The 20121-nt window shown below is 74.5% G+C and carries 16 protein-coding genes; 12 read left to right on the forward strand and 4 right to left on the reverse strand.

The features are described from left to right. Nucleotides 1–49: 49 nt before the first annotated feature. On the reverse strand, nucleotides 50–2215 hold the full coding sequence (locus MJ876_RS03690; RefSeq protein WP_240234716.1) for an ATP-dependent DNA helicase RecQ: 2166 nt from the start codon (nucleotides 2213–2215) through the stop codon (nucleotides 50–52). 127 nt (nucleotides 2216–2342) lie between these two features. On the opposite strand from MJ876_RS03690, the gene MJ876_RS03695 reads away from it, so the two are divergent. The 5 genes from MJ876_RS03695 (at nucleotide 2343) to MJ876_RS03715 (ending at nucleotide 7919) form a co-directional block, all read left to right on the forward strand. Continuing rightward, nucleotides 2343–2945 carry a hypothetical protein gene (locus MJ876_RS03695; protein WP_240234717.1) on the forward strand — a complete coding sequence of 201 codons (603 nt, stop codon included), beginning with the start codon at nucleotides 2343–2345 and terminating at the stop codon, nucleotides 2943–2945. Nucleotides 2946–2964: 19 nt separating this feature from the next. After that, nucleotides 2965–3573, forward strand: coding sequence for a hypothetical protein (locus MJ876_RS03700; RefSeq protein ID WP_240234718.1), 609 nt, complete (start codon nucleotides 2965–2967; stop codon nucleotides 3571–3573). Between the two features lie 205 nt (nucleotides 3574–3778). Beyond that, nucleotides 3779–5287 carry a S28 family serine protease gene (locus MJ876_RS03705; RefSeq protein WP_240234719.1) on the forward strand — a complete coding sequence of 503 codons (1509 nt, stop codon included), beginning with the start codon at nucleotides 3779–3781 and terminating at the stop codon, nucleotides 5285–5287. Between the two features lie 82 nt (nucleotides 5288–5369). Next, nucleotides 5370–6698, forward strand: a complete 1329-nt coding sequence (locus MJ876_RS03710; protein WP_240234720.1) for a hemolysin family protein — start codon at nucleotides 5370–5372, stop codon at nucleotides 6696–6698. Nucleotides 6699–6791: 93 nt separating this feature from the next. Beyond that, a complete protein-coding gene (locus tag MJ876_RS03715; RefSeq protein WP_240234721.1) occupies nucleotides 6792–7919 on the forward strand; it encodes an SDR family oxidoreductase in 1128 nt (375 codons plus the stop codon). Nucleotides 7920–7972: 53 nt separating this feature from the next. Here MJ876_RS03715 and MJ876_RS03720 read toward each other — a convergent pair whose 3' ends face one another. Beyond that, nucleotides 7973–9949: a M13-type metalloendopeptidase gene (locus MJ876_RS03720; RefSeq protein ID WP_308192555.1), complete on the reverse strand. Its 1977-nt coding sequence runs from the start codon at nucleotides 9947–9949 to the stop codon at nucleotides 7973–7975. Between the two features lie 137 nt (nucleotides 9950–10086). On the opposite strand from MJ876_RS03720, the gene MJ876_RS03725 reads away from it, so the two are divergent. The 5 genes from MJ876_RS03725 (at nucleotide 10087) to MJ876_RS03745 (ending at nucleotide 16015) form a co-directional block, all read left to right on the forward strand. Further along, nucleotides 10087–10356, forward strand: a complete 270-nt coding sequence (locus MJ876_RS03725) for a hypothetical protein (RefSeq protein WP_240234722.1) — start codon at nucleotides 10087–10089, stop codon at nucleotides 10354–10356. 39 nt (nucleotides 10357–10395) lie between these two features. Further along, on the forward strand, nucleotides 10396–11118 hold the full coding sequence (locus tag MJ876_RS03730) for an HpcH/HpaI aldolase/citrate lyase family protein (protein ID WP_240234723.1): 723 nt from the start codon (nucleotides 10396–10398) through the stop codon (nucleotides 11116–11118). A gap of 85 nt (nucleotides 11119–11203) precedes the next feature. Next, complete coding sequence (locus tag MJ876_RS03735) at nucleotides 11204–14038, forward strand: BTAD domain-containing putative transcriptional regulator (protein ID WP_240234724.1); 2835 nt, start codon at nucleotides 11204–11206, stop codon at nucleotides 14036–14038. Between the two features lie 170 nt (nucleotides 14039–14208). Beyond that, the gene (locus MJ876_RS03740; protein ID WP_240234725.1) at nucleotides 14209–14664 is read left to right on the forward strand and encodes a hypothetical protein; all 456 of its coding nucleotides are present in this window, start codon (nucleotides 14209–14211) and stop codon (nucleotides 14662–14664) included. Nucleotides 14665–14671: 7 nt separating this feature from the next. Beyond that, nucleotides 14672–16015 carry a hypothetical protein gene (locus MJ876_RS03745; protein ID WP_240234726.1) on the forward strand — a complete coding sequence of 448 codons (1344 nt, stop codon included), beginning with the start codon at nucleotides 14672–14674 and terminating at the stop codon, nucleotides 16013–16015. A 22-nt stretch (nucleotides 16016–16037) separates the two neighbouring features. On the opposite strand, the gene MJ876_RS03750 is transcribed toward MJ876_RS03745, so the two are convergent. Then, nucleotides 16038–17003 carry an NADPH:quinone oxidoreductase family protein gene (locus MJ876_RS03750; RefSeq protein WP_240234727.1) on the reverse strand — a complete coding sequence of 322 codons (966 nt, stop codon included), beginning with the start codon at nucleotides 17001–17003 and terminating at the stop codon, nucleotides 16038–16040. A gap of 33 nt (nucleotides 17004–17036) precedes the next feature. Here MJ876_RS03750 and MJ876_RS03755 point away from each other — a divergent pair, with 33 nt between their 5' ends. Both MJ876_RS03755 and MJ876_RS03760 read left to right on the forward strand, forming a co-directional pair. Then, nucleotides 17037–17876: an alpha/beta hydrolase fold domain-containing protein gene (locus tag MJ876_RS03755; RefSeq protein WP_240234728.1), complete on the forward strand. Its 840-nt coding sequence runs from the start codon at nucleotides 17037–17039 to the stop codon at nucleotides 17874–17876. Further along, complete coding sequence (locus tag MJ876_RS03760) at nucleotides 17873–18568, forward strand: hypothetical protein (protein WP_240234729.1); 696 nt, start codon at nucleotides 17873–17875, stop codon at nucleotides 18566–18568. Before MJ876_RS03755 ends, MJ876_RS03760 begins: the two co-directional genes overlap by 4 nt. A gap of 148 nt (nucleotides 18569–18716) precedes the next feature. Here MJ876_RS03760 and MJ876_RS03765 read toward each other — a convergent pair whose 3' ends face one another. Further along, nucleotides 18717–20093, reverse strand: coding sequence for an SLC13 family permease (locus MJ876_RS03765; protein ID WP_240234730.1), 1377 nt, complete (start codon nucleotides 20091–20093; stop codon nucleotides 18717–18719). Between the last annotated feature and the right edge of the window lie 28 nt (nucleotides 20094–20121).

Raw genomic sequence — 20121 nt, forward strand, 5'->3', positions numbered from 1 at the left:
GGGTGTGGAGAACGTGTGAACACCGTTCTCGTCGCACGCCGGGCTCATGTCACCCCTGGAGCCCCAGCGTCAGCGGCAGGACGGCGTCGGCCCCGGCGGCGCGGAGGGCGCGCCCGGCGACGGCGAGCGTCCACCCGGTGACCTGCAGGTCGTCGACGAGGAGGACCGTCCCGCCCACCGCGTCACGGTCGGGCGCCAGCTGCAGGCCGTACCGGCGCTGCACCGCGGCCACCCGGCGCGCGGAGTTCGCGGCGCCGCGGCCGGGCTCCACGTCGGGATCGGTCACCGCCATCCGGGCGGTGATCGGGACGCCGAGGTGGCGGGAGACGCCGCTCGCGAGGTCCCGCACGAGCTGCGGCCGCGTGGTGGAGTCGACGTAGGCGACGGCGTCGACCGCCCGTGCCTCGGGCCAGTCGCCCAGCACCTCGAGCACGGCCCGGACCAGGCCGGGCGGCACCGCGGAGTCGACCGGCTCGCCGCGGGCGGCGAACAGCTCGCGCAGCGCCTGGCCGTGCCCGAGGTCGGTGAGGCGGGCGACCGCGCGGCCCTCGGCGGGGCCGTCGGCGATCTTGCCCTTGAGGTCGAGGCCCAGGTTGGCGAGGCCCGTGGGCCACAGCTTCCGCGGCGCGAGGGTGACCCCGGGCCGGGCGAGCGCCTCGTCCGCGGCGCTCAGGGCGGTGTCGCTGACCGAGGCGGTGAGGTCGAGGCCCCCGCAGTTGTCGCACCGGCCGCAGGCGGCGGAGCCGTCCTGCGGCAGCGGGTCGTCGAGCTGGCGGCGCAGGAAGAGCATCCGGCACTCGTCGGTGGAGAGGTAGTCGAGCATGGCCTGCTGCTCGCGCTCACGGGCCTCGCTGACGCGGCGGTACCGCTCCTCGTCGTACGACCAGGGCTCGCCCGTCGCCTCCCACCCGCCGCGGACCCGGCGCACCGCGCCGTCGACGTCCAGCACCTTGAGCATGGTCTCGAGGCGGGTGCGCGACAGGTCGACGTACGTCTCGAGCACCGCGGTGCTCGCGGTGCCCTGCTCGGCGAGGGCGGCCAGGGTGTCGCGGACCTGCTGCTCGCGCGGGAAGGCGAGGGAGGCGAAGTACGCCCAGATGTCGCGGTCCTCGGTCGCCGGGAGCAGGACGGCCGGCGCCTCGGGCGTGCCGCGGCCCGCACGGCCGACCTGCTGGTAGTAGCTGACCGGGGAGGACGGCGCCCCGAGGTTGACCACGAACCCGAGGGTCGCGTCGAAGCCCATCCCGAGGGCGCTCGTCGCCACCAGGGCCTTGACGCGCCCGGCGATGAGGTCGGCCTCGAGCGCCTGGCGCTCGGCCGTCTCGGTGCGCCCGGAGTACGCCGCGACGGTGTGGCCGGCCTTCCGCAGGTGCTCGGCGACCTCCTGGGTGGCCGCGACGGTCAGGCAGTAGACGATGCCCGAGCCGGGCAGGTCGCCCAGGTGCTCGGCGAGCCAGGCGAGACGCTGCTGGGCCGTGCTCAGCCGCACCACGCCGAGCCGCAACGACTCCCGGTCGAGCGAGCCGCGCAGCACCAGCACGCCCTGCCGCTCGAGCTCGGCGTCCTCGGCCCGGGACGTCGCCAGCTGCTCGGCCACGTCACGGGTCACCCGCTCATTGGCGGTCGCGGTCGTCGCGAGCACGGGGATGCCGGTCTGCAGGTCGCCCAGCAGGGTGCGGATGCGGCGGTAGTCGGGCCGGAAGTCGTGGCCCCAGTCGGAGATGCAGTGCGCCTCGTCGACGACGAGCAGGCCCGTGGTGGCCGCGAGGCGCGGCAGGACCTCGTCGCGGAACGACGGGTTGTTGAGCCGCTCCGGGCTGACGAGCAGGACGTCGACCTCACCGGCGGAGATGTCGGCGTGCACGGCCTCCCAGTCGTCGAGGTTGGTGGAGTTGATGGTCACCGCGCGGATCCCCGCCCGCTCGGCGGCCTCGATCTGGTTGCGCATCAGCGCCAGCAGCGGGCTGACGATGACCGTCGGGCCCGCGCCACGGACCCGCAGCAGCGCGGTGGCGAGGAAGTAGACGGCGGACTTGCCCCACCCGGTCCGCTGCACCACCAGCGCCCGCCGTCGGTCGACCGCGAGCGCCTCGATCGCCGTCCACTGGTCGTCGCGCAGCGCCACGTCGTCCCGCCCGACGAGGCGCCGGAGGAGGGCCTCCGCCTCCTCGCGGACGGCGGCGCGGTCGGTCGCGGTCGCGGGGTCGGTGGTCATGTCGCGTGTCTACCAGCGGGCCCGGACAACGGCGCGATCGTCGTCCCCAGGGGCCGTGAGCGGTTACCCTCCCCGGCACGTGCCGGGCGGGGGAGCCCGGGACGCGGGGACCGCAGGGGGTGGGGCCGTGACGGCACGGGACGACGCACTCCTGGACCCGGTGGCCGTGGCCCGGGTCGAGGACCGCGCCCGGGCCACCTGGACCGTCTGCGGCGTCGGCGTCGCCCTCCTCGTCTCGCTCGTGGGGTTCGCCTACGGCCTCGCGTGGCCGGCGGTGCTCGTGGCCGTCTGCCTGGCCGCCGTCGTCGCCGGCGCCTGGGCGTGGCTGCGCACGGCGCGCACCCTGCGGGCGGCGGGCGACCGGGTGCGGGAGGCCAGCCAGGGCAAGCAGTCGCGGGTCAGGCGCTGGTCCCGGGCCGTGCGGGACGGCCGGTTCGACGAGGTGGACCCGGACGAGGCCGCGGACATGGTGCGGTCAGCGGAGGCCGCGGCGGTCCGCGCGCGGTTGGCGCCGTACGGTCTCGGCGGGCTCTGGCTGGCGGTCGCGACGACCCAGCTGGTCAACCTCGCGCTGAACCCACCGCCGTTCGCGGACGGCCCCGTGGCCCAGGTGCTCGCCGTCGCGCTGGTGGTCGGGCTGTTCGGGACCGCCGGGGTGCTCCACCGTCGCGACCGCTTGCGCCTCGAGAACTTCCTGCGCGACCTCGACGAGCCCGGGCGACGGCCGTGACCGGCGTCAGCGGGGCCCGGTGATCGGCCCCGGTGACGCCGCCGGCGGTGTCCCACCGCCCCGGAGCGGCCGACCGGACGACGTCCGCCACGGGCTGCCGACGGAGGCCGGCCTGCGCCGGCTCGGCCGCCGCCTGATGATCCTCGTCGGCGTCGTCCTCGCCGCGGCCGCGGTGGTGTCGGTGGTGAGCGGTCCCCGTCCGACCGTGCTGGTCGTGGCGGGGTTCGCACTCGTGCTGGGCACCGGGTTCGCGCTGGGTGAGGTGGTGCCGGGCGACCTGGCCAAGCGCGAGGTGCTGACCGCGGGCAGCCGTGGCCGCCGTCGGCGGCTCCGCTGGGCGCTCCTGCGGGGACGCACGGGTGTTCTGGACGACGACGACCTGCGGACCTGCCACCACCTCGCCCCGGTGGTGCGCGCCCGCAGCCGGGTGCTGCTGCGCCTGAACGCCACGGCGCTGCTCGGGGTGAGCCTGATCCTGCTCGGCTACCTGACCGACGACCGGACGGCGGCCCCGGGGTGGCTCCTCCTGCTCGCGCTCGTGACGTTCGCGGTGGCCGTGTCCGAGCTGGCCGTCCGGGCCGTCGAGGCCCGCTCGGCCGGCCGGTTCCCCGCCCGTGGCCAGGCCTGAGCGGCCCCGTCGTCCGCCCCGTCCGACCCGTCCACCCCGTCTGCCGCGGGGCTGTGGTGCTCCGGACCCCCGCCCACGCCGTGTGGACAAGCCCTAACCCCGCGTTACATGTGCCGCCGCCCCCGCGCGCCCCCGCGCGACCCGCGACCCACGACGCCCGGGAGGCGTAGGTTGCGGAGCACCATTCACGTCTCGGGAGGTCGTCATGGGTGTCCGTCGTGTGCTCGCAGGGCTCGGGTCCGCAGCACTGGCCGTGGGGTTGGCGTCGGTGCCGGCCTCCGCGGCCGCACCAGCCAGCACCATCATCACCGGCGCCGGCACGGCCGCGGCGCCCGGCGCCGTGGCGGCCGAGCCGCGGGCCCGCGCGGCCACGCTGAAGCAGCGCATCGCGGCGCTGCCGGGCGTCGTCTCGGTCGAGAGGGCCGAGGTGCCGGCGCCGTACCGGTTCTTCCTCATCGGCTTCACCCAGCCCGTCGACCACACCCGGCCCGACGGCCCGACGTTCACCCAGCGACTGACGCTGCTGCACCGGGACACCTCGCGGCCGATGGTGATGTCGACGTCGGGCTACAACGTCTCCACCAGCCCGGGCCGCAGCGAGCCCACGCGGATCCTGGACGCCAACCAGCTGAGCATGGAGTACCGGTTCTTCGAGCCCTCGCGACCGGCGCGGCCGAACTGGCCGCGACAGCTCACCATCGAGCAGGCCGCCACCGACCAGCACGAGGTCATCGAGTCCTTCCAGCGGCTCTACCGGAAGCGGTGGATCACCACCGGCGGGTCCAAGGGCGGCATGACCGCGACGTACCACCGCCGCTTCTTCCCGGACGACGTCGACGGGTCCGTGCCGTACGTCGCGCCGAACGACGTCGTCGACCGTCAGGACGTCTACAACCGCTTCCTCGGCCGGGTCGGTGACTCGCAGGCCTGCCGCGACGCCATCACCGAGGCGCAGCGCCGCGTGCTGGGCGTCGGTCGCGACTACTTCCTCGGCCGGGCGCTGGCCACCGCGCAGGAGCAGGGGCTGACCTGGGACATCGTCGGCAACCCCGAGATGGGCTGGGAGGCCGGCGTCGTGGACGCCTACTTCGCGTTCTGGCAGTACCAGAGCCAGGACGACTGCGCCGACGTCCCGACCGCGGAGACCCCGGACCCCGAGGTCTACGACTGGTTCGACCGCATCGTCGGGATGACGGTCTACGCCGACCAGTCGATCGAGCGGTTCGTGCCGTACTACTACCAGGCCTCGTACCAGCTGGGCGCCCCTCACCCGTACGAGAACCGCATCCGCGACCTGCTCGAGTTCCCCGGCGCGGACGTCGCCCCGACCTTCGTGCCGGCCGAGCTGAAGCCGATCACCTTCGACGACTCCGCCATGCCGGACGTCGACCGCTGGGTGCGCACCGAGTCCGAGCGGATGCTCTACGTCTACGGCAGCAACGACCCGTGGAGCGCCGAGCCGTTCCGCTGCGGCAGCGACGGCAAGGCCCGCGAGTGCCTGCGGATGTACGTCGCCGGCGGCAACCACGGCGCCTCCATCGCGGGCCTCGCGCGGCCGGACCAGCAGGTCGCGACCACCCGGCTGATGCGCTGGGCGGGCCTCGGCCCCGACGACCCGGCCCGCCTCGCCGTCGAGCGGAACGGCGTCCCGGAGCGCGAGGGCGCGATCGACCGTCCCGAGCAGCGTCGGCTCGGGGCCGTCCGCCCCGGCTGAGGCCCGGCACACCGCACCGGCCGCCCCGGGGTGATCACACCCCGGGGCGACTGGTGTGCCCAGAGCCGGGACACTGGGGGGCGTGGACGTCGAGACCCTGTGGAACGCGCTGCTGGTGCTGCTGTTCGTGCTGGTCGGAGGTGTCTTCGCCGGGACCGAGATCGCGCTGATCTCGCTGCGCTCCAGCCAGGTCGACACCATGGCCGAGCAGGGCGGCCGCGCGGCCCGCGTCGCGAAGGTCGCGCGGGACCCCAACCGGTTCCTCTCCGCGGTGCAGATCGGCGTCACCGTCGCGGGGTTCTTCTCCGCCGCATTCGGCGCGTCGACGCTCGCCCCGGACTTCGTCTTCCTGTTCACCGGCCTGGGGCTGTCCGAGGGTGTCGCCGGCACGGTCTCGCTGGTGTTCTGCACGCTGGTGGTCTCGTACTTCTCGCTGGTGCTCGGCGAGCTGGTGCCGAAGCGGATCGCCCTGCAGAACTCCGAGGGCCTGTCCCTCGTCGTCACTCCGCCGCTCGACCGCTTCGCGAAGGTGATGCGCCCGGTCATCTGGCTGCTGTCGAAGTCGACCAACCTGGTCCTGCGGCTCCTCGGCCAGGACCCGAACGCCGTCGAGGACGACATCTCCGAGGAGGAGCTGCGCCGCCAGATCGCCCAGCTCGAGGACCTGCCCCAGCAGGAGCGGGAGATGCTCGACGACGTCTTCGAGGCCGGTGAGCGGATCGTCCGCGAGGTCATGACGCCCCGCCCGCGCGTGACGACGCTGACCGCCGACCTCACGGTCGCCGACGTCGTGACGACGATGAAGGAGAAGCCCTACTCCCGCTACCCGGTCACCGGGGACTCGGTGGACGACGTCCGCGGCTACCTGCACGCCCGCGACCTGCTGGGGGTCGACGGGGAGCAGCCGATCAGCGAGCTTCTGCGCGACCTGCCCGGCGTCCCCGACACCAACAAGGTCCTCCCGACCCTCTCCGAGCTGCGCGCCGTCGGCGCCCACCTGGCCGTGGTCGTCGACGAGCACGGCGGCTTCGCGGGCATCGTGACCCTCGAGGACCTCGTGGAGGAGCTGGTCGGGGAGATCCAGGACGAGTACGACTCCCCCGCGCCCGAGGTGGTCATCGAGGCCGGGGACGCCCGCCTGGTCGACGCCGGGCTCACCATCGAGGAGTTCGCCGAGCACACCGGCGTCGAGCTGGCGGACGGCGACTACGAGACCGTCGGCGGGTACGTCGCCCAGCGGCTGGGCCGCCTCGCCGCCCGCGGCGACGTCGTCCCCGCCGACGACCACGAGCTCGTCGTCACCGCCATGGACGGGCGCCGCGTCGCCCAGGTCGCCCTGCGCGAGGCCGGGGACGACGACGCCGTGTCGCAGACCGACGCGGCCTCGGGCGAGGCCGCCGCCACCCCGTGACCCGCCGGGCCCCGGGTGACCGGCCGGCGGGACGCCGGGACGCCGGGCCGCGGACGGACGGAACAGTGGGTCCGTCGGGCGCGTTGCGCCGGGATGACGAACACCCCCACGACCCGCCCGACCGACCTCGGTGACGACGAGGCCACCGCCCTCGTCGTCGGTGCCACCGGCATCGCCGGCCGCGCCCTCTCGCACCGGCTGGTCGACGAGGGCTGGCGGGTGCTGGGGCTGTCGCGCCGCAGCGCCTCCGACGTGAAGGGCGTCGAGCCCGTCCTGGCCGACCTGACGGACGCCGACGCGCTCGCGGAGGCCCTGCGCGGGCACCGCCCCACGCACGTGTTCCTCACCGCCTGGGCCAAGCAGGAGACCGAGGAGGAGAACATCGCCGTCAACGGGGCGATGGTCCGCGACGTCCTCGCCGCCGTCCGGGACGCCGCCTCGGTGCGCCACGTCGCGCTGGTCACCGGGCTCAAGCACTACCTCGGCCCGTTCGAGGCGTACGGCGAGGGCGAGATCCCGGACACGCCGTTCCACGAGGACGAGGAGCGGTTGCCCTACCCGAACTTCTACTACGCGCAGGAGGACGAGCTGTTCGCCGCCGCCGAGCGGGACGGCTTCACCTGGAGCGTCCACCGCGCGCACACGATGGTCGGGCACGCGGTCGGCAACGCGATGAACATCGCGCAGACGCTCGCGGCGTACGCCGCCATCTGCCGCGAGACCGGCCGCCCGTTCACCTTCCCCGGCTCCGCGACGCAGTGGGACGGCCTGACCGACGTGACCAGCGCCGACCTGCTCGCCGACCAGCTCGTCTGGGCCGCGACCACGCCCGCCGCCGCGGACACCGCGTTCAACACCGCGAACGGCGACGTCTTCCGGTGGCGCTGGCTGTGGCCCCGCCTCGCCGACGCGCTCGGCGTGACCCCGGAGGGCTTCGAGGACGAGCCGCGCCCCCTGGAGGAGCAGGTGGCGGGCGCCGCCGAGCCGTGGGGGGACACGTGGCGCGCCCTCGCCGAGCGTGAGGGCCTCGCCGAGCCCGACCTCGACCGCGTCGCGTCGTGGTGGCACACCGACGGCGACCTCGGCCGCGACATGGAGTGCCTCACCGACCAGACCCGCGGCCGCTCCGCCGGCTGGGTCGGCTACCGCTCGACGCTCGACTCGTTCCTGGACACCTTCGCCGAGCTGGAGCGGCTGCGGGTCGTCCCGGCCGCCCGCTGACCGGCGGGCGCCGGTCAGCGGCGCCGGGCAGCGGCGCCGGGCAGCGGCGCCGGTCACCAGATCCGGACGCGGTCCTCGGGGTCGAGCCACAGGCCGTCGCCGGGGACCGTGCCGAACGCCGTGTGGAACTCGTCGAGGTTCCGCACGATGTTGGCGCGGAACTCCGGCGGGCTGTGGGGGTCGATGGTCAGGTACTGCCGCTCCTGCTGCTCGCGGCGCTTCGTGCGCCACACGTAGGCCCAGTTCATGAACAGCCGCTGCGAGCCGGTCAGCCCGTCGCGCTCGGGCACGTCCTGGCCCTCGATCGAGATCCGGTACGCGTGGTGACCGATCGTCAGCCCGCCGAGGTCGCCGATGTTCTCGCCGACGGTCAGCGAGCCGTTGACCCGCTCGCCGGGCAGGTTCCGGGGGCTGAACCCGTCGTACTGGTCGATGAGCATCTTGCTGCGGACCTCGAAGGCGGCCTTGTCGTCCGGCGTCCACCAGTCGTCGAGGTTGCCCGCGCCGTCGTACTGCGCGCCCTGGTCGTCGAACCCGTGCCCGATCTCGTGACCGATGACGGCGCCGATCCCGCCGTAGTTCTCGGCCGGGTCGGCGTCGGGGTCGAAGAACGGCTTCTGCAGGATCCCGGCGGGGAAGCAGATCTCGTTGGTGCCGGGGTTGTAGTAGGCGTTGACCGTCTGCGGGAGCATGAACCACTCGTCGCGGTCGACCGGAGCGCCCAGCTTGGCGAGCTGGCGGTCGGTCTCGAACGCGGCCGCCGCGGCGGCGTTGCCGTAGAGGTCGCCGGCGTCGACGCGCAGCGCGGAGTAGTCGCGGAACTCGTCGGGGTAGCCGATCTTGGGGCGGAAGGTGCCGAGCTTGTCGTAGGCCCGCTGCTTGGTCTCCTCGGTCATCCAGTCGAGGGCCGCGATGGAGCGGCGGTAGGCCTCGAGGAGGTTGGCGACCAGGTCGTCCATCAGCTGCTTGGAGCGCGGCGGGAAGTGGCGGGCGACGTACTCGCGTCCCACGGCCTCGCCGATGGTGCCCTCGACGAACGACACCGCACGCTTCCACCGCTCGCGCAGCTGCGGGGTGCCGGACAGGGTCCGGCCGTAGAAGTCGAAGTTGGTCTCGACCATCTCGTCGGTGAGGTACGGCGCCCCGGAGCGGGCGACGCGCAGGAGCATCCAGGCCCGCCACGGCTCGACGTCGCCGTCGGGCCCCCCGAGGAGCTCGGACAGGTGGGCGAAGAACGACGGCTGGCGGACGATTACCTCGCGCAGGACGACGTCCGCACCGACGACGGTGCCGCCGAGGTTGGTGGCGTAGACGTCCCAGTCGAACGCCGGGCAGAGCCCGCGCAGCTCGTCGGCGGAGAGCAGGTTGTAGGTCTTCTGGACGTCGCGGGTCTCCGCGCGCTCCCAGTGGCCCTCGGCCAGGCGCGTCTCGAGCGCCAGGACCTCCTGCGCCCCCGCGGCGGGGTCGGCGTGACCGACCAGCGACAGCATCCGCTCGACGTACGCGCGGTAGGCCTCGCGGGTCTCCGCGAACTTCTCCTCGCGGTAGTACGACTCGTCCGGCAGGCCGAGACCGCCCTGCCCGAGGTGGAACAGGTAGCGGTCGGAGTCGCGGGCATCCGTGGTGACGTAGGAGCCGAACATCCCGTAGCCGCCGAGCCGCTCGAACTCCCCGAGGAACGCGGCGAGGTCCCGGACGTCGCGCAGGCCGGCGACCGCGTCGAGCAGCGGCTGCAGCGGCGTGGTGCCGAGGGCGGCGATGCGCTCGGTGTCCATGAAGGAGGAGTACAGGGCGTTGATCTTGGCGCCGTCGGCGTCCAGCGTCGCGGGGTCGCGCCCGGCGAGGTCGGTGATGATGTCGCGCACCCGCTGCTCGGCGGTGTCGGCCAGCTCGACGAACGGGCCCCAGCTGGAGCGGTCGTCGGGGATCGGGGTCTCACGCAGCCAGGTGCCGTTGACGTGGCCGAACAGGTCGTCCTGCGGCCGGACGTCGAGGTCCATGCCCGGGCGGGCGTCGTCGAGGATCGTCACGCGCACGAGCCTACGCAGGACGCGGCGCAGGGCGCGTCACGACGCCGGATCGTGACTCAGACGAGCGTGCGACGACCTCCCCGGTGACCCGCTCCCGCGCAGGCGGCGTGGCAGGGCTTCGCCCGGATCCACGCGGAGTGGTGCAGGCCTGCACCCGCCCGGTGGACGGCGGCTCCCGGATCGAGGTCCGCGTCCGCCTGGACAACCGTCGGGCCGCCCACACCCACCTCGGTGGCGCCTCCGCCCCCGACGGCCGGTCGCGGAGCTTCCGGGTGGCGGCCGGGCGGGTGTCCGGCGTGAGGTCGCTCGTCGTCAGCCGCTCCGCCCTCGTGACGATGGGCATCGGCGAGACCGACGGCCAGGGCCTCGGTGACAGCTGCCCGGCCCGCGACATCGCCCGCTGCTGAGCCGGGCGGGGCCGCCGCACAGGCGCTACCGTCACGCGGGTGACGACCTCCCCCCGGACCTCGTACGGCGCCTGGCTCGACCTCGACTCCGTCCTCGCGGCGGAGGCCCTCGCCGTCTCCGGCTTCGACTGGGTGGCGATCGACCTGCAGCACGGCGAGGCGTCGCGCTCGTCGGTCCTCGCCCTCCTCGCGGCCGTGCAGGGCCGCGGCGCCCAGGCGTGGGTCCGGGTGCACGCCGACGACCTCACGACGGCCGCCTGGTGCCTCGACATGGGCGCCGACGTGGTCGTCGTCCCGCAGGTCTCGTCGGCCGCCGAGGCGGCCGCGGCCGTCGCCGCCTCCCGCTACGCCCCCGACGGACACCGGTCCTGGGGTCCCGCCCGCGCCGCCCTGCGCCCCGCCGGCACGCCCGCCCAGCGCCTGGTGGTCATGATCGAGGACGTCGCGGCCGTCGAGGACGCCGACGCCATCTGCGCCACGCCCGGCCTGGGCGGCGTGCTCGTCGGCCCCGCCGACCTCACCGTCTCCCTCGGCGGCCGCGTGCCCGACGACCTCACCTCCGACCGCACGCTCGACGCCACCCGGCGCGTCGTCGAGGCCGCGTCCGCGCACGGCCTCGCGGTGGCGGCGTACGCCGGCGACGGGCGCCTCGTCCCCGCCTGGCGCGGCCTCGGCATCGACACCATCGCGCTGGCCTGCGACTCCGGCATGGTCGCCGCCGCCGGAGCGGCGCGGCTCGCGGCCGCGCGCGAGGTGGGCTGAGAGGTGGGCTGAGACCTCCCCGGGCGCTCCTCGGCGGCCCTATCCTGCAGACCTCGCCCGGGAGTGGTCGGACACAGGGGGCGGCGTGCAGATCCTGCTGCTGGGACGCGTCACGGTCGTCGACGGCGACCGCGTCACGACCCTGCGCAGCGCTCGACAGTCCGCCCTCCTGGCCGCCCTCGCCCTGCAGTCCGGGCACGGCGTCCCGGGATCAGGTCTGGCCAGGGCGGTCTTCGGCGAGGACCAGCCCGCGACCGCTCGCAACACCCTGCAGGTCCACGCGTCCGCTCTGCGCCGCGTCCTGGGCGCCGAGACGGTGCGGAGCCATGGGGACGGCTACCTGCTCGACGACCGGACGACGACGGTGGACGCGCTCGACTTCACCGCGCTGGTCGAGGACGGGTTGATCTCCCAGCACGCAGGGCGGCACGAGGAGGCCGCCCGACGCCTCCGGTCCGCCCTTGCCACCTGGCGCGGGGTGCCCTTCGAGGGCCTCGACTCCCCCGGGCTCGAGCCGCACCGACACCGACTCGAGGCCCTCCGACTCACCGCCCGGCTGGCACGCGTCGACGCGGAGCTCGCCCTCGGCCGGCACCTCTTCCTCGTGCCGGAGCTGACCGAGCTGCTCCAGGACCACCCGTACGACGAGACCGTCGCCGACCGCCTGCTCGTCGCGCTCTACCGCAGCGGCCGGCAGGTCGAGGCCCTCGCGACGTACCGGCAGGTGCGCGACCGCCTCGCCCACGAGCTCGGCGTCGAGCCCGGCCCCCGCCTCCGCCGCACCCACGAGGAGGTCCTGCGTCAGGGACCTCTGCTCGAGGCGCCGACGGCCAGTCGGATCGCGACCGTGCCGGCGCCGCCCGACCCGGGCGCCCCGGTCGGGGGGACGGTCGACCTGGTGGGTCGCGAGGCCCTGCTCGCGGAGCTGCAGGGCCGGCTGTGCCGCGCCAGCGTCACCACCCTGGTCGGGCCGTCGGGAGTGGGCAAGACCCGGATCGCCCTCGCCGCCGCCGCGCGGATGCAGCACCGCTTTCCCGACGGCACCGTTCTCGTCCCGGCCGGTGACCTCGGCTCGGTGGAGGACCTCGAGGTCCGCGTGCGCCAGGTCGTGGCGGCGCAGCGGCCCGGGGCCGTCCTCCCGGGTTCGGACCGGCCTGCCGTCGACCGGATCCGCGCGCTGGTCGTGCTCGACGACCTGAGGCCCGTGGACGGCGTCGAGCACTGGATCGGCGACCTGCCGAGGCGCGGCCGTGCGACCTGGTTGCTCACATCGTCACGACCGCTGGACGCCCCGGGCGAGCAGGTGGTCCAGGTTCCGTCGCTGCCGGCGTGGGACGCGGACGGGGCGCCCGGTCCGGCGGCGGTGCTGCTCGTGGACCGCGCGGCGACCGCGGGAGCCCCACGAGCGACGGACCGGGCGACGATGCGGCTCGCCGCCGAGTGCGCCGACCTCCTCGACGGCAACCCCCTGGCCCTGGAGCTGGCGGCACCGTCCGCCGTCCTCGGCCTGCGCGAGCTGCGCGACCACCTCGCACGCCGGGGCCGGGCCGACCTCATGGTCACCTTCGCCAGCAGCCTCGATCGTCTCCAGCCTGCAGAGCTGCTCCTGCTCGACGTCCTCACCTGCGCCGGCGGACCACTCGACGCGACCACGCTGCTCTCGACCGGGGTCCCGGACGCGGTCGGGACGCTCTCCCGCCTGGTGCGGGACGGGATGGTCGTGCGCGTTGCGGGCAGCCCGGGAGCGAACCTCTACTCCGTGCGTCCCCTGCTCGCCGACCACCGGGCCTCGACGCGGGACCCGGCGGCCACCCGGACCGCACAGCACCGGTTGCTGGACGCCCTGGTCACCGCCGTCGGACCCCGCGGCCCGTGGACGCCGATGCAGATGGCGGACGCCGAGCACGCTCGCCGGCTCGTGGCCATGGAGCCGGCCCTGGCCGCCGCGCCCGACCTGGCCCGTGAGCTCGGGCGGGGACCTGACGTGGCCGAGGTCGCCATGGTGTTGTCGGAGCTGCACTACAGCCGCTACGCCGCGGGTCCCCGTCCCGGTCGCTTCACCTGGCTGCTCCTCGACCGGGACCTGCCCCCGCCACGTCGTGTCGACCTGCTCCTCGCCGAGGGGGTCGATCTCGTCAATCACGACGAACCCGCACGGGGAAGGGCGCGGCTGGAGCAGGCCCTGGCCGAGGCCCGCACGCTCGACGACCCCGGGAGGGCGGCGATCGCACTCGGGAACCTGGTCGTGTCCCGGGTCATCACCGGGCGGGACTTCGGCACGAGGCCCGAGGACTGGAGCGAGGCGATCCGACTGGCCGAGCAGTCCGGCTCCGACGAGGTCCTCGCCGGCACACTCCTGCTGCTCTACCCCACGCCCGGCTCCCCGCCCGCGCTGCGCGGCAGCCTGGCCCGCGCCGTCGGGGTCGCGCGGGCCGCCCGCCACGAGGGTCTGCTGGCCCTGGCCTCGCACAACCTCGCCGCCTGGCTCCTGGAGAACGGCGACCTGGAGAACGCCCGCGTGCACGCGCTGGAGTCGGCGGCGGCCGCCGAACGGCTCCACAACCGCGCCATCCTCGTCACCCAACGCGCCGTGCTCGGAACCGTCGAGGTGCTGAGCGGGAGCGACGCCGGCCTGCGACAGGTCACCGAGGTGTTGCGGGTCGCCTGGGAGCACGACGAGCTGCGGACCAGCGCCGACGCCTTGCTCAGACTGGCTGCCGGATCCCTCGCTCGCGGCCGGGCGACCACGGCGGCGCGGTGCCTCGGCACCTACCGGGCGCTCCTCAGCCGCGCAGGCGCCGTCCCGAGCGAGACCGAGGACAACTTCCTGAGGCAATGGCTCGCGGGCGTTGTCCCCCGGTGGCCACGACGTTCGGTGGCCGACGCCGTCGCCGAGCTGATCGCGGCAACCGAGGCCTGACCCGCGCCCTTCAGCGACCCTTCAGCGGCAGGGAGCAGCCTTCGCCCCGGGCCGGCTCGGGCGGGCCTGCACCGCCGTCGGAGGACATTATGGGGGGTGCTCCTGGGCGGAGCCGGCGGCGCGTCCACCGCGCCTCCTCAGAGACCGTCCGTCCGACCCCAGGAGTCCTCGTGAAGAAGCTGTCGGCCATCCTCCTCGCCGTCGTCCTGTCCGGCGTGCTCGCCCTCGGCCACGCCAGCCCGGCGAGCGCGGGAGAGCCTCCCCCGGGTCAGGCGGACTGGCGGGCCGTGCGCCCGACCTGCGCGGTCGAGGACGGCTTCATGACGATCGGCACCGCGGCCTGGCTGAAGGAGATCGGCAAGCACCGGGTGCGCGGCTTCAAGGTGCAGTACCTGCTCTACTACGGCTTGCCAGGGATGCTGAACCCCTCGCAGCGGCGCAAGTCGTTCTCGTCGGCACGTTTCCCGAACGACGCGCAGTCCTTCTCCTGGACGGCGCCACGGCAGTCCTGGGGCCCGTTCGTCGCCCCGGACCAGACCGTCTACCTCGTCGTGAAGGCCACCTGGGACCGCGTCGACGCGAACGACTGGGACCAGAAGTTCACCGCGGCCGTCTGCACCGGGTGACGATCCGATGTCCCGCGTCCGCCTCGCGCTGGTCTCTCCCCTCCTGGCGGTCCTGACCGTCTCCCCGACCACGCCGGCGACCGGTGCCGCAGCGGCCGACCCGACCGACGGCCCGCTGCTGTACTCGGTGTTCGGCGGCGTCGAGCTGGCTCCGCTCGGCGGGTCGCCGGTGACGCGCGTGGTCACGGGTCTGACGCCGTGGGTGTCCGAGTTCTCGCCGGACGGCGGACGTGTCGCGTCCCTCGTCGTGAGGTGCCGGGTCGGCGAGTCGCCGTGCCCGGACGGCCAGGACTACACGACCGTCGTCGAGACCGCAGCCGACGGAGGCTCGCTCGAGGCCGCCGAGCTCCCCGGCCGGGGCACCGCACTGTCGTGGAACAGCGCCGCCACCGAGGTCGCCGTCCTGGTCGAGCGGAGCCTCGAGGACCGCTCGATCTGGCGGGTCCCGCTGGACGGCCGGCCCCCGGTCCGTCTGGTGCAGGACACCCCCACCTTCGAGATCGACTGGAGCTCGGACAGTGTCTCGTGGCGGCCGGGGGGCGACCAGGTCGCGTTCGTCGCGGCGAGCAGGACCGGTCCCGAGGACGGCTGGTTCTCCGTCGACCACCAGCAGCTCTGGACCGTGTCGGCCGACGGGGGCTCCCCCGTCCGCTACAGCGCGCGGGTGGACGACCGCTCGGACCCGCGCTACGCCGAGTTCAGCTCCCCCGAGTGGTCGCCGGACGGGACCACCCTGGTGGCCTACGTCTTCACCGATGACGTGGACCGCGGCTGCCGCGGAGCCGCCACGTGCTCGACGACGGTGTCCGTCGTCCGACGCGGGGAGAAGTACGGCACCCCCGCCACGACGATCCCGATCGCCTTCACCGACGGCGGCTACTCGCAGCGCTCCGCCGCTCGCCCGGTGTGGTCCGCTGACGGCTCCCGCATCCTGTTCGGCGTGAGTGACGAGGAGTTCGTGACCCAGCCCCGCGTCGTCACCGTCGCGACAGGTGCTCTGCAGAAGGGGGCTGCCCCGCACAGCTACCAGCAGTTCGACGACTGGCAGCCGTGCCCCACCGGGACCTGCGTCCAGTGGGGCGCCCCGCCCCAGTACTCCCTGGCGGTCGGCTACCGGAACCGGCCGAGGATCGCCGTCGACCTGACGGTGACACCTGCCGCGGTGAAGAAGGTCGCCGTCACCCTCCACCGCCAGGACTCGCGGGGAGCCTGGGTGCAGGTCAAGCGGGTCCTGGCCCGCACCACGGCGGGTGGCACCTGGTCCGGCACCCTCCCGAGGGTCAGGCCCGGGATCTGTCGCCTGCGCTTCGGTGGCGTCGGTGCGACGCAGACGAAGCTCTTCAGCTGCTGAGCGCCGACGACCCACCCCGGCGTCAGTCCCGCAGACGGACCACCGACTTGCCGAGCGTGCGGCGGGAGTCCATGTCGACCAGCGCGCGGGCGTAGTCCTCGGCGGCGTACGTCGCGCCGACCGGCGGGTCGACGACGCCGGACTCGAGCAGGGGGAGCAACGCCTGCCACTGCGTCGCGAGGTGGTCGGGGAACCGGGTCACGAAGGCCCCCCAGCCGACACCGCGGACGTCGGTGTTGTTGAGCAGCAGCCGGTTCACCTTGACCTCGGGGATGCCCTGCCCGGCGGCGAACCCGACGACGAGCAGCCGGCCCTGCGGGGCGAGGGAGCGCAGGGAGTCGGTGAAGACGTCCCCGCCGACGACGTCGAGGACGACGTCGACCCCGGCCCCGCCGGTGAGCTCGGCGACGGCGTCCTTGAACCCGTCGACCATCACGGCCTCGTCGGCGCCGGCGTCACGGGCGACCTGCGCCTTCTCCTCGGTCGAGACGACGGCGATGGTGCGGGCGCCCATGCCCTTCGCGACCTGGATGGTGGCGGTGCCGACGCCGCCCGCGGCGCCGTGGACGAGGACGGTCTCGCCCTCGCGCAGCCCCGCGCGCTCGTCCAGCGCGAACTGGGCGGTGAGGTAGTTGAGGGGGATCGCCGCCCCCGCGTCGTACGAGACGGAGTCGGGGAGGGCGAAGACCTGCGACGCGGGGATGGCGACCCGCTCCGCGGCGCAGCCGTGGACGAGGAAGCCGCACACCCGCTGGCCCGGCTCGGAGCCGGGCCCGGACACGACCGTGCCGGCGCAGTCGACGCCGAGGGTGAACGGCACCTCGGGGCGGACCTGGTACTGCCCGCGGGACAGCAGGAGGTCGGGGAAGGCGACCCCGACGCTGTGCACCTCGACCACGACCTCGCCGTCGGCGGGCTGCGGCTCCGCGACGTCGGTGACGGCGATGCCGTCCGGTCCGGTGGTGTCGACGACCTGGACGGCTCTCATGGCGGCAGCCTAGAGGGACATAGGGTCGTCGGCGTGGCGGTGGGCGACTGGCTGAAGGCGTTCGTCATCCACCACTCCGCGCCGTTCACGGTCCGGTACGGCTCCGACCTGCAGTTCGCCGGGATCGACCTCCCGGCGCCCCGTCGGCGGCGGCTCGCCACCCGTCACGGGAAGGTCGGCGTCCTCGAGCACGGCGAGCCCGGGGCCCCGGCGTACGTGCACGTCCACGGCGGCGCGTGGCTGATGCGCTACCCGATGATGGACGACTGGTGGTGCCGCTACGTCGCCGCGACCGCCGGCGTGCGGGTCGTGAACGTCGACTTCGACGCCGGGCCGTACGTGCGCTACCCGGTCGCGCAGGAGCAGTGCCACGACGTGGCCGCCGCGGTGGCCGCGGAGGCGCCGGTCGCGATCGGCGGGTTCTCCTCCGGTGGCGGGACGGCGGCCGCGGTCGCGCTGATGGCCCGCGACACCGGCTCGTTCACGCCGCGGCTGCAGGTCCTGGGCGTCCCCGCGCTCGACATGCACTCCGACCCCGCCGCCCAGGGGGACGCCGGGATGATCTCGCTGCGGCTGCGCAGGCTCGTGCGCCGCGTCTACTTCCCGGACGTCGCCTCGCGGCGCGAGCCCTACGCCAGCCCCCTGCTGGCCGAGGACCTCACCGGGCTCCCGCCGGCCGTCGTCCTCACGGCCGAGCGGGACTCCCTGCGCCCGGACGGCGACGCCTACGCCCGGCGGCTCGCCGAGGCGGGCGTCCGGGTGTGGCACGACGTGACCCCGGGCGTCGACCACTACTTCCTCACCGAGGACCCGGCCCGCGCCCGCTCGACCATGGCGAAGACGTCCGACGAGATCCGCCGGGCGCTGTCGTGAGGCTGCTGGTCACCCTCGACCTGTTCAGCGCGGCCACGGACTCCGCCCGCGGGGCCGCGGCGACCTTCGCCGCGATCGCGGCCGAGCGGTCGTGGCCGGCGGGTGGCCCGGAGCTGTACGCCGCGTGGGACGCCCGCAACAAGGCCGCCCAGCGCACGGCGCGCCCGCCCACGACGTTCGCGGAGGTCTCCGAGGCCGCCCTCGCCGCGGCGTACGACGACCTCGGGCTGCCCGTCGGGCACGCCGCGCAGGACCGCGCCCGCGTGCACGCGGCGGTCGGTGCCTGGCCGCTGTGGCCGGACCTGGCCGCCGGCGTCACCGCCCTGCGGGCCACCCCCGCCGTCGACGCCGTCGGGATCCTGTCGAACGTCGACGACGACCTCGCCCGTGCCGCCCGTGCGGCGGCCCTGGTGGACGACGCCTGGCTGCTGACCTCGCAGCGCCTCGCGGCGTACAAGCCGGACCCGGCGATCTACCGCGCCGCCCGTGAGGCCGCCGCGACCGCCGGGCTGCGGCTCGTGCACGTGGCGGCGTCGGCCCGCGACGTCCGCGGCGCTCTCGAGGCCGACATCGCCGCCGTCCGCCTCGCCCGACCCGGCCACGCCGTCGACCCCGACGGCCCTCCCCCGCCCCACGAGGTCGCCGACGCCCGCGACCTGCCCTCCGCCGTCCTCGCGGCCGCGCAGGACTAGATGGCTGGCGCAGGCATCCTTCAGCTGGGCGGGCGGGGTTTCACCAGCCGGCTGGTGAACCCGCGACTGGGCTGACAAAACTTCGTGGGCCAGGACGGCACATCACCAGCCGGCTGGTGAAACCTGAGGCAGGCGGTGCCCCTGCGACTCAGGCCGTCGGCACCACGAACGCGGCCCAGGCGAGCAGCGGGGCGAGGACGACGATGGACATGCCCCACTGCATGAGGCGCTTGAAGACCATGTCGCGCTGGTCGGGCTCGGCGTTGGCGACGACGAGGGCGCCGTTGGTGGAGAACGGGGAGCAGTCGACCACCGAGCTGGAGATGGCGAGGGCGGTGATGAGGCCGACGGCGCTGACCTCGCCGACGAGCAGGAAGGGCACGGCCAGCGGGATCAGGGCGCCGATGATGCCGGTGGTGGAGGCGAACGCGGAGACCACGGAGCCGATGAGGCAGATCAGCAGCGCGGCGACCAGGGGCGCCCCGATCGAGGCCACGCGCTCGCCGAGGGAGTCGACGACGCCCTGGTCCTGCAGCAGCGTCACGTAGGTGACGATGCCGCCGATCAGCAGCACGGTGCTCCAGCTGATCTTCTCCACGGCGCCCTTGGCGGTCGCGGGGAACGCGAGGGTGAGCAGGACGGCGATCGCGAGCGCGGTGAACCCGACGTCCAGGTCGAAGCCGAGGGCGCCGACGATGAGCAGCCCCAGGCCGGCCAGCGTGAGGGAGCGCTGGGTGTCGAGGCGCAGGTTCGCGGGGTCGTCGCGGACGTCGGCGACCTCGGTGCGGTCGCGCCTCACGTCCGCCGGCGAGTACGGCGTGCCGCTGCGCGGACCGTCGTGGGTCGCGGCGCGGGAGGCGGCCTCGGCCTCGGCGCCCATGGCGGCCGTCGTCGTCTCCTCCCGCCCGCGGGCGACCAGGCCGCGGCCGCCGAACGCGAGGAACGTGACGAGGGCGATGAGGAACGCCGAGAAGAAGGTGGCGAGGAACAGCAGGAGCTGGTTGCCGGGCAGGTCGTTGTCGGCGACCACGCCGTTGGTGATCGAGCCGAAGATGCCGATGGGCGAGAAGCTGCCGGCGGTCGCGCCCTGCACGACCATCATCCCCATCATCACCGGGTGGATAGACCAGCGCAGCGCGAAGCCCATCGCGACCGGCGCCACGATCGCGACGGCGGCGGGGCTCACGGCGCCGATGGACGTGACGACCGCGCAGACGCCGAACATCGCCCACGGCACCAGCCACACCACCCCGCCGACCGCGCGGACGGCGCCGTGCACGATCCAGTCGACGGTGCCGTTGTTCTTCGCCAGCGCGAACAGGTAGGTGACCCCCACCAGGATCACGAACAGCTCGGCGGGGAAGCCCGCCAGCGTCTCCGCCGCGGCGTCCTCGACGGGGAAGTCGAAGACCGTCAGGCCCACGACGAACGACGCGACGAGCGCCAGCGCGCCCATGTTGACGCTGCGGACCGTGGCGACCAGGAAGACGACCACGAGGACGAGGAGGGAGACGAGCTCGGTCATGGACGGGGTCCCGCGGGGGTGATCGGCA

It is taken from the genome of Nocardioides sp. CFH 31398, from assembly GCF_022436705.1.
Classification (GTDB): domain Bacteria; phylum Actinomycetota; class Actinomycetes; order Propionibacteriales; family Nocardioidaceae; genus Nocardioides.

Excerpts from the sequence above, each read along its gene's own strand:
- MJ876_RS03690 (WP_240234716.1), bottom strand. The coding sequence starts at position 2,215 with ATGACCACCGACCCCGCGACCGCGACCGACCGCGCCGCCGTCCGCGAG.
- MJ876_RS03705 (WP_240234719.1), top strand. The coding sequence starts at position 3,779 with ATGGGTGTCCGTCGTGTGCTCGCAGGGCTCGGGTCCGCAGCACTGGCC.
- MJ876_RS03715 (WP_240234721.1), top strand. The coding sequence starts at position 6,792 with ATGACGAACACCCCCACGACCCGCCCGACCGACCTCGGTGACGACGAG.
- MJ876_RS03745 (WP_240234726.1), top strand. The coding sequence starts at position 14,672 with ATGTCCCGCGTCCGCCTCGCGCTGGTCTCTCCCCTCCTGGCGGTCCTG.
- MJ876_RS03750 (WP_240234727.1), bottom strand. The coding sequence starts at position 17,003 with ATGAGAGCCGTCCAGGTCGTCGACACCACCGGACCGGACGGCATCGCC.
- MJ876_RS03765 (WP_240234730.1), bottom strand. The coding sequence starts at position 20,093 with ATGACCGAGCTCGTCTCCCTCCTCGTCCTCGTGGTCGTCTTCCTGGTC.